The organism is Streptomyces cinereospinus (genome assembly GCF_042430725.1).
GTDB lineage: Bacteria > Actinomycetota > Actinomycetes > Streptomycetales > Streptomycetaceae > Streptomyces > Streptomyces cinereospinus.
Genome location: NZ_JBHMCY010000014.1, coordinates 107,949 through 115,572 on the forward strand (window position 1 = coordinate 107,949; position 7,624 = coordinate 115,572).

The 7,624-nt window shown below is 69.0% G+C and carries 9 protein-coding genes and 1 pseudogene; 8 read left to right on the forward strand and 2 right to left on the reverse strand.

Features of this window, described 5'->3' with window-relative positions; translation table 11 throughout:
• The first annotated feature begins 176 nt into the window (after positions 1-176).
• The 7 genes from pyrH to ACFF45_RS10235 all read left to right on the forward strand — a co-directional run bounded on the left by pyrH (position 177) and on the right by ACFF45_RS10235 (position 5,250).
• A complete protein-coding gene (gene pyrH, locus ACFF45_RS10205) occupies positions 177-935 on the forward strand; it encodes a UMP kinase (RefSeq protein WP_381344856.1) in 759 nt (252 codons plus the stop codon).
• Between the two features lie 183 nt (positions 936-1,118).
• Positions 1,119-1,676 carry a ribosome recycling factor gene (gene frr, locus ACFF45_RS10210; RefSeq protein WP_044388432.1) on the forward strand — a complete coding sequence of 186 codons (558 nt, stop codon included), beginning with the start codon at positions 1,119-1,121 and terminating at the stop codon, positions 1,674-1,676.
• Positions 1,676-2,809 carry a phosphatidate cytidylyltransferase gene (locus ACFF45_RS10215; protein WP_381344858.1) on the forward strand — a complete coding sequence of 378 codons (1,134 nt, stop codon included), beginning with the start codon at positions 1,676-1,678 and terminating at the stop codon, positions 2,807-2,809. The genes frr and ACFF45_RS10215 overlap by 1 nt, the downstream gene beginning before the upstream one ends.
• Before the next feature lie 628 nt (positions 2,810-3,437).
• Entirely contained in the window at positions 3,438-3,701 is a 264-nt protein-coding gene (locus ACFF45_RS10220) for a hypothetical protein (RefSeq protein ID WP_381344861.1), read from the forward strand.
• 76 nt (positions 3,702-3,777) lie between these two features.
• Complete coding sequence (locus ACFF45_RS10225; RefSeq protein WP_381344864.1) at positions 3,778-4,119, forward strand: hypothetical protein; 342 nt, start codon at positions 3,778-3,780, stop codon at positions 4,117-4,119.
• A 170-nt stretch (positions 4,120-4,289) separates the two neighbouring features.
• Complete coding sequence (locus ACFF45_RS10230; RefSeq protein WP_381344867.1) at positions 4,290-4,586, forward strand: hypothetical protein; 297 nt, start codon at positions 4,290-4,292, stop codon at positions 4,584-4,586.
• Between the two features lie 448 nt (positions 4,587-5,034).
• A complete protein-coding gene (locus tag ACFF45_RS10235; protein ID WP_381344869.1) occupies positions 5,035-5,250 on the forward strand; it encodes a hypothetical protein in 216 nt (71 codons plus the stop codon).
• A 602-nt stretch (positions 5,251-5,852) separates the two neighbouring features.
• On the opposite strand, the gene ACFF45_RS10240 is transcribed toward ACFF45_RS10235, so the two are convergent.
• Complete coding sequence (locus tag ACFF45_RS10240; RefSeq protein WP_381344872.1) at positions 5,853-6,128, reverse strand: hypothetical protein; 276 nt, start codon at positions 6,126-6,128, stop codon at positions 5,853-5,855.
• A gap of 205 nt (positions 6,129-6,333) precedes the next feature.
• The gene (locus ACFF45_RS10245; protein WP_381344873.1) at positions 6,334-6,816 is read right to left on the reverse strand and encodes a hypothetical protein; all 483 of its coding nucleotides are present in this window, start codon (positions 6,814-6,816) and stop codon (positions 6,334-6,336) included.
• A 475-nt stretch (positions 6,817-7,291) separates the two neighbouring features.
• Between ACFF45_RS10245 and ACFF45_RS10250 the strand changes: the two are divergent.
• Positions 7,292-7,624, forward strand: a pseudogene (locus tag ACFF45_RS10250) (hypothetical protein); the annotation flags it as partial.

The window sequence follows — 7,624 nt, forward strand, 5'->3', positions numbered from 1 at the left end:
ATGCCGCTAGGGTCGACCGCAGTCGTCCGCGTCGCCCGCGTGGGCCGGCGCGCACGCGCGAGGGACGGACGACAGCAGATCTGACGAGGAGGCCATTGCCGCGTAGGGGATGAGAAAACCCACCACCGGCAATGGCCTCCTTCGTATGTGCAACCCGTAAAAGAGGCGAGAACCCCATGACCACCAAGGCCCAGAAGAGCGACGACGGCAAAGTACGCGGCCGGTTTCTGCTGAAGCTGTCCGGAGAGGCCTTCTCCGGCGGCGGGGGCCTGGGCGTCGACCCGGACGTGGTGCACGCCATGGCGCGCGAGATCGCGGCCGTCGTCCGTGACGGCGCGCAGATCGCCGTCGTGATCGGCGGCGGGAACTTCTTCCGCGGTGCCGAACTCCAGCAGCGCGGCATGGACCGCGCCCGCTCCGACTACATGGGCATGCTCGGCACCGTGATGAACTGCCTCGCCCTCCAGGACTTCCTGGAGAAGGAGGGCATCCAGTGCCGCGTGCAGACCGCCATCACCATGGGGCAGGTCGCCGAGCCGTACATCCCGCTGCGCGCCGTACGGCACCTGGAGAAGGGCCGCGTGGTCATCTTCGGCGCCGGCATGGGCATGCCGTACTTCTCCACCGACACCACCGCCGCCCAGCGCGCCCTGGAGATCGACGCCGAGGCGCTGCTGATGGGCAAGAACGGAGTGGACGGGGTCTACGACTCCGACCCGAAGACCAACCCGGACGCGGTCAAGTTCGACTCGCTCGGCTACGGCGAGGTCATCACCCGCGACCTGAAGGTCGCCGACGCCACCGCCATCACGCTGTGCCGCGACAACAAGCTGCCGATCGTGGTCTTCGAACTCCTGAAGGAGGGCAATATCGCCCGCGCCGTCAAGGGTGAGAAGATCGGCACGCTGGTGGGCGACGAGGGCAGCCGGGACTGACCCGGTTTCAGCCACGCTGTCCGCCGGACGCCAGCTGTCCGGGGGACGGACGGGACGGACCCTGGCCGGGGGATGGACAATGTCCTGCCGGTCGGGAACCGTGCAGGAAGAAGACGCGACGCAGCCGGCCGCCGCCGCCAAGGAACCGCAGCCGGGCCTACTCAAGACACGCAGGAGCAAGTGGTGATCGAAGAGACCCTCCTCGAGGCCGAGGAGAAGATGGAGAAGGCCGTCGTAGTCGCCAAGGAGGACTTCGCCGCGATCCGCACCGGCCGTGCGCACCCGGCGATGTTCAACAAGATCGTGGCCGACTACTACGGCGCGCCGACGCCGATCAACCAGTTGGCTTCGTTCTCCGTGCCGGAGCCGCGCATGGCGGTCGTCACCCCGTTCGACAAGAGCGCGCTGCGCAACATCGAGCAGGCGATCCGCGACTCCGACCTGGGCGTCAACCCGAGCAACGACGGCAACATCATCCGGGTGGTGTTCCCCGAGCTGACCGAGGAGCGCCGGCGCGAGTACATCAAGGTCGCCAAGGGCAAGGGCGAGGACGCCAAGGTGTCCATCCGCTCCGTCCGCCGCAAGGCCAAGGACGCGATCGACAAGCTCGTCAAGGACGGCGAGGTCGGTGAGGACGAGGGCCGCCGCGCGGAGAAGGAGCTCGATGACACCACGGCGAAGTACGTCGCCCAGGTGGACGAGCTGCTCAAGCACAAGGAAGCCGAGCTGCTCGAGGTCTGATGAACGACTCTCCCTGGGGGGCGCCGCCCCACGCCGGGTACTGGGGGCCGTCCGACCGGGGGCCCGCCCAGGGGGCCGCCCCGGCGGGTCCCACGTACGATGCGCTTGACGCGCAGCAGACTCGCCCCATGCCCATCGTGCCCGACGTATCCGCACATGGCGGAAACCAGGATGACGACCGGGGGGCCGCTCGGCTGAGCGGCCCCTTGTTCCGCGACTTCCGCGACGAGAGCCCGTCGGCGCCGCCCCACGGCGCGGTGCCGCAGAATCCGGAGCCCATGCACGACGCCCCCCAGCCGGCGCCCGCACCGCAGAAGAAGAGTGCGGGCCGTGACCTGGGCGCGGCGATAGGGGTCGGGGTCGGGCTCGGTGCGGTGATCATCGCGTCCCTGTTCATCGTCAAGGCGGTGTTCGTCGGGGTCGTGGCGGTGGCCGTCGTGGTGGGCCTGTGGGAGCTGACCAAGCGGCTCCAGGAGCGCAAGGGCATTCACGCGCCGCTGGTGCCGCTCGCGGTCGGCGGTGCGGCGATGGTCGTCGCCGGGTATGTGCGGGGCGCCGAGGGCGCGTGGGTGGCGATGGCACTCACCGTGCTGGCGGTGCTGGTCTGGCGGATGACGGAACCGCCGGAGGACTATCTCAAGGACGTCACGGCCGGGGTCTTCGCGGCCTTCTACGTGCCGTTCCTGGCGACGTTCGTCGCGATGATGCTGACCGCGGAGGACGGGCCGCAGCGGGTGTTCGCGTTCCTGCTGCTCACCGTGGTCAGCGACACGGGCGCGTACGCCGTCGGCTGGCGCTTCGGGCGGCACAAGCTCGCCCCGCGCATCAGCCCCGGCAAGACCCGGGAGGGCCTGGTCGGCGCGGTCACCTTCGCGATGGCCGCCGGCGCGCTGTGCATGGAGTTCCTGATCGACGACGGGACCTGGTGGCAGGGCCTGCTCCTGGGCCTCGCGGTCGCCGCCAGCGCCACCCTGGGCGACCTCGGCGAGTCGATGATCAAGCGGGACCTGGGCATCAAGGACATGGGCACGCTGCTGCCGGGGCACGGCGGCATCATGGACCGGCTGGACTCGCTGCTGCCGACGGCGCCGGTGGTGTGGCTGCTGCTGGTGCTGTTCGTGGGTTCCGGCTGAGCGGTCGTCCGCGTCGGAGAGCCCTCGCCCGGTGATGGGCGGGGGCTTCCGCCGTTCCACGGCACCCTCCCGCGCCGGGCCCTGATCCCTGCCGCCCCCGTGACCTCCTGTCACGTGGAGCGGACGTCGGTGTGCGTCTCCGCCCAGCGCACGCTCCGTCCGGTCGTGCGAGGTCGCTGGATGATGGACGGCGATCCGGCCGGACAGGACAAGGAGCCCCAGTCGGCGACGGCCCGGATGACGGCATCGCGATCCTGCCCCCTGATCGCGCCGGGCTCCGCATCCGTTGGCTGAATCGTCGCTGTGCGGCGGTCGTCCCCGGCGCATCCGCCGGCGTGTGCTCGGTGGGGCAGCGGAGCCGGCACGTTCCCGTCGCAAGTCGACGTCGTTTCAGCGGCGTTGATGCGGGAGCCGAGTCGTCACCGATGCCTGTCCGCTTCACCCCACGACACTCGGTGAACGGCAATTCAGCTTCTTATAAGGCCTATTCGACCACTCGGTGTTGTTGTGAGCCAATGCCCCACGACAGGGATGTCCCGTGTGGAAAGCCACTTGTGGTTACTGATAGCGTTTTCTCCATCACGCTAGGCAATCAGCCTTGAAGTACGAGCGAAAAGCCGAGGGTTCCATGCGCAAGCTTCAGCAGGTCGTGATCGCAGCAGCCGCGGTGGCGGGCGGCCTGTCCGCCGTCGGTACCGGCACCGCTGCCGCCGACACCGCCGACAACGGTCAGAAGGTGTACGACCTCTACCGCCCCTACCAGGAGTGCAGTCCGCAGACGGTGGTCGAGAACGACATCCCGATCGGCGTGCTCGGCATCGCCGGCACTGTGGACACGGCCTGCGGCCAGTACAACAACGCCTTCACCTACAACAGCGCCTTCACTGGCTGACACCGGCGGCGTCATCCTGCCCGGCGCGCCCGTTGGCCGGGTGGACCGGGCACCCCAACGAAGGAAAGCGCAACTCATGTCCAGCAGCAAGAAGATCGCGGCTGCCCTGGTGTTCGCCGGCGGCCTCGTGGTGACCTGCACCGGCGTCACCAATGCGTTCGACGGAAGAAACCCGGGTGCCTGCAACCGCGACCTCCTGGGCAACTACAGCTGCAGTCAGCACATCAAGGGTGAGGTTCCCGAGGACGGTGTCATCCCGCACCACGAGACCTGTGTGCCCGTGCAGCCCTTGACGCTGCCCGCCGTCTGGGGCAGCGGGACGACGCAGCTGGGGCCGAAGGTGACCTGCTCCGCCACCACGACGGGAGCGGCCGACGAGGCCGACGGCGTACTGGAGACGGTCGGCCTGCCGCGCTGAGCCCGGATGGCCCCGGTCCTTTCCCCGGGCGCGGCGCCTCGCCGGGTGACGCGGCGAAAGAGCCGACACGACACCCGAGGTGTAGATCCGCAATTGTGACGAAAGGTGTGTATATCCTCACACCGAGTAGTCAAGCCGGGCAACGTGCCTGCACAAGAAAGGGTCATACCATGCGTAAGTTTCAGCGTGCCGCAGTCGTAGCGGTGGCGGTCGCGGGACTGTCCGCCTTCGGCGCCGGGGTCAGCTTCGCCGGCGATGAAGGCCCGGTGCCCGTCTCCGCCGTGGCCAACTCCTCGGCCACCGCGTTGGCTGTCGGGGGCGGTTACTACGCCCTGCCGCAGGAGGAGAAGAAGGCCGGGCCGGAGGAGCGCCAGCAGGCCGAGCCCGAGAAGCACTACGGCCAGCACGGCGAGGAGCAGCACGGCGAGGAGCAGCACGGCGAGGAGCAGCACGGCGAGGGCGAGTAAAGGCGCGTCCTCTCGGCTCTGCCCCGGACGCGTCGACCTTCTTCGGGAGCCGAAGGACATCACGGGACCGCAACGGTCTCGCCCGGTGACGACTCGGCCCGCTCCACCTTGGGCTGAGTGACCTCCGTGGCGAGGGCAGCCCGGACGCACGGCTGTGTTCATCAGGGTGTGCGTCCGGGCTGCGGCGATTTCGCCGTCTGGTACAGCTGACAGGGCGGCCAGGCGCAGAATGATCAGTTTCCCTTCTCAGCCCGGGCGCACCGGTCAACTGGCCCAGCGCCCGGGCTCGCGTCGTAAAGGAATGCAGCACATGTTCACTCCGCGGAAGTTGGCCACCATCTCGGCGATCGTCGGAAGTCTCGCCGCGCTCTCTGTGGGCGCCGGACACGCGTACGCAGACGGACACTCGGGTGACTGCGGCGGTACCGCACAGAGTGACGGTGTCTGTATGCGCAAGAGCGAGACGCACGTCGAGAAAGACGGCGAGCACATCATCAGGCAGAATCAGCAGTGCACGACGGTCGACCGGCCGAACGTGGTGTTCCGGGAGCACCAACTGCTGAACGGCGAGCCCGGCAGTGCCGAAGCCGGCGCCGGAGCAGTCGTGGACTGCTCCAACACGGCCACTATTCCTGAGGGTTCCAGGCCGCACTTCGCGTTCTGAGCGTCATTGGCCGATGCCGGACTGGGATGCTTCCCGGTCCGGCATTTCTCATGGTGTGCCGGGGCTCCCGGCAGGCGGGGAATACCCGTTGCCCCGACTGCCGGGCGGGGCGTCGAGGGAGAGTTCCGCCGTACCGGCCGCCCGCTTCGTCCTCGCAGCCGCGGGTGCCCAGAGGCGACTCCTGGGCACCCGCGTCACCTGTGCCGTTCCGCGGACCGCCGCCCGGGTCGGGGGCGACGCCGACTCGGCCGAGGATGTCGATGTCGGTGTCGTGCGGACCTCGGGTGCTGCGCTGAACGACGCTGTAGCGGCCGCCTTGGCCGGAGTGGTCGGTGCCGGCGTGGGAGTCCCACGCTCTCCCGAATGCGGCGACGGGGAGAGCGGCAGTATGAAGCTCGTGCATGGCGTCCCGGGACGCGTCAGGAAGTGAACGTCCGGCGCCGTGCGGGAGAAGGAACACACGGCACAGACCCGGGGCATGCGGGACGCGGGAGGTGCCGCCCTCCCCGGCTCGCTGGAACACGCACATGGTCCCGGCACCCTGCCCTGCGGCAGGGTGCCGGGACCATCGATCAGGCTGACGCGTGGCGCCTCTCGGGACTTCAGAAGGCGCTGTTGTTGCAGCCCATGGTGGAACCGATGTGGGTGGACTGGGCGCCCGGGTTGCCCTCGCCGTTGAGCCCGTTGCCCAGCAGGCCGTTGAGGAGGCCAACCTGGCCGAGGAGGTCGAGGTTCAGGTCGTGCGACTTGCACTGCGAGCTCTGCGTGATGTCGAACTTGTCGCCGCCCTTGCCCTGGTCGGCGTGGGCCGTGCCGCCCACGAGCCCGATGCTGCCGATTGCAGCGACCAGCACGGCAACGTTGCGAAGCTTGCGCATGTCATCTCCGGTGAGTGAGTGGGTGCGATCTGCGAGAGATCGACTTTCTACAGTTACGGGAGATTAGTGCGAAATATGGCTAAAAGGGGCGACGACGCGCCGACTTCGTGGTCTCGCGGTAATGTCACCTGAAAGCCGTATCGCGAGTGACGGGCAGGGGCGTCGCCGCCGTAGTGCCGTGCCCACGCCGGTCCGTCCAGTGGAGTCACCGCGCTCGCGCGTTGGCGAACGAGTTGGCCTGGCTGCTGGCCTGGGTGCAGTCGACGCCCCGCGTCTGGGCGGCGGCGAGCAGGGCGATCGGGACATTCGCGGAGAGCAGGTTCTGCGGGCTGCACTCCTGGGCCGGGCGGAACAGGTTGGCCTGGCTCACCGGGGCGGCCTGTCCGCCCTGCGCGGCCTGCGGGGCCTGCGGAGCGATGTGCGGGCTGAGCTGCGGGTTCAGCTGAGGATTGACCTGAGGGTTGACCTGCGTGCCGCGCGGTGGAGCCGCCTGCTGGGGCGCCGGTGAGCCATAGGTCTGCGCGGACGCCTGCGCGGAGGAGGCCGAGGCGGCCTGGGCGTCCGGCTGCGAAACGGGAGGCGGCGCGGCCCCGTCGTGGGTGAGGGGAGTGGCGGCGGAGCTCGGGCCGGCGCCGGCGGCGGACAGACCGCCGGCTGCTGCGACGATGAGCGCGACGTGCTGGAACATGCGCATGTGATCCTCGGCCCTTCATTGACCTGTGCACGGAATCTGGTGAAATGCTGATGAGGCAGTGCGGTCGACATCGTTCTGCCGCCTCGTGCGGCTGCGCCGGACCAACGTCCCTGCCCCGTCGGGGAACGAAGTCGGCGCGGACCCGGATACGGGCGTCGAATGGTCGTCACCCATTCGACGCACAGAGCGTCCGTGGCCGCCCCAATTCCCCAGCCGTCAGCCGCAAACGGGTGACGGAATACTCCTGTGCCGTGACCGTGGCGAGGACTTCCTCGTTCCACGGGAGGGCAGCAACCGTGAACCTGAAGAGGCGTGGGGGAATTCGCTGCTGACTCCGAGGCGAAGTCCGCGTGCTCCTCAAGACTGGCCGCTGCTGAAGACGCAGTGCGAGTGTTGCGCCTCCTGCGCGCGTGACCACGCACTGAATGCAATGGATCACCGTTACAGGTATCGAAGGGCCGAGGAATTCATGCGCAAGCTTCACAAGGCCGCTCTCGTTGTGGCAGCGGCCAGCGGTCTGACGGGCTTCGGCGGCCACGCCAGCCATGCCGACAGTCCCGGATACGGCAGTGCCCCTCCGATGTCGGCTCCCGATCACCCGGCTGCCGTCCCGCCGCAGGCAGGTCCTGCCGCCGCGGCCTCGTCGCAGGGGACGGCGCAGGCCGTCGCGTCGCCGTACCAGCAGCAGGCCGCTCCTCCGCAGCCGGTCCACGCCGTCCCGGCGGCCCCGCCGCAGGCAGGTCCTGTCGCCGCGGCCTCGTCGCAGGGGACGGCGCAGGCCGTCGCGTCGCCGTACCAGCAG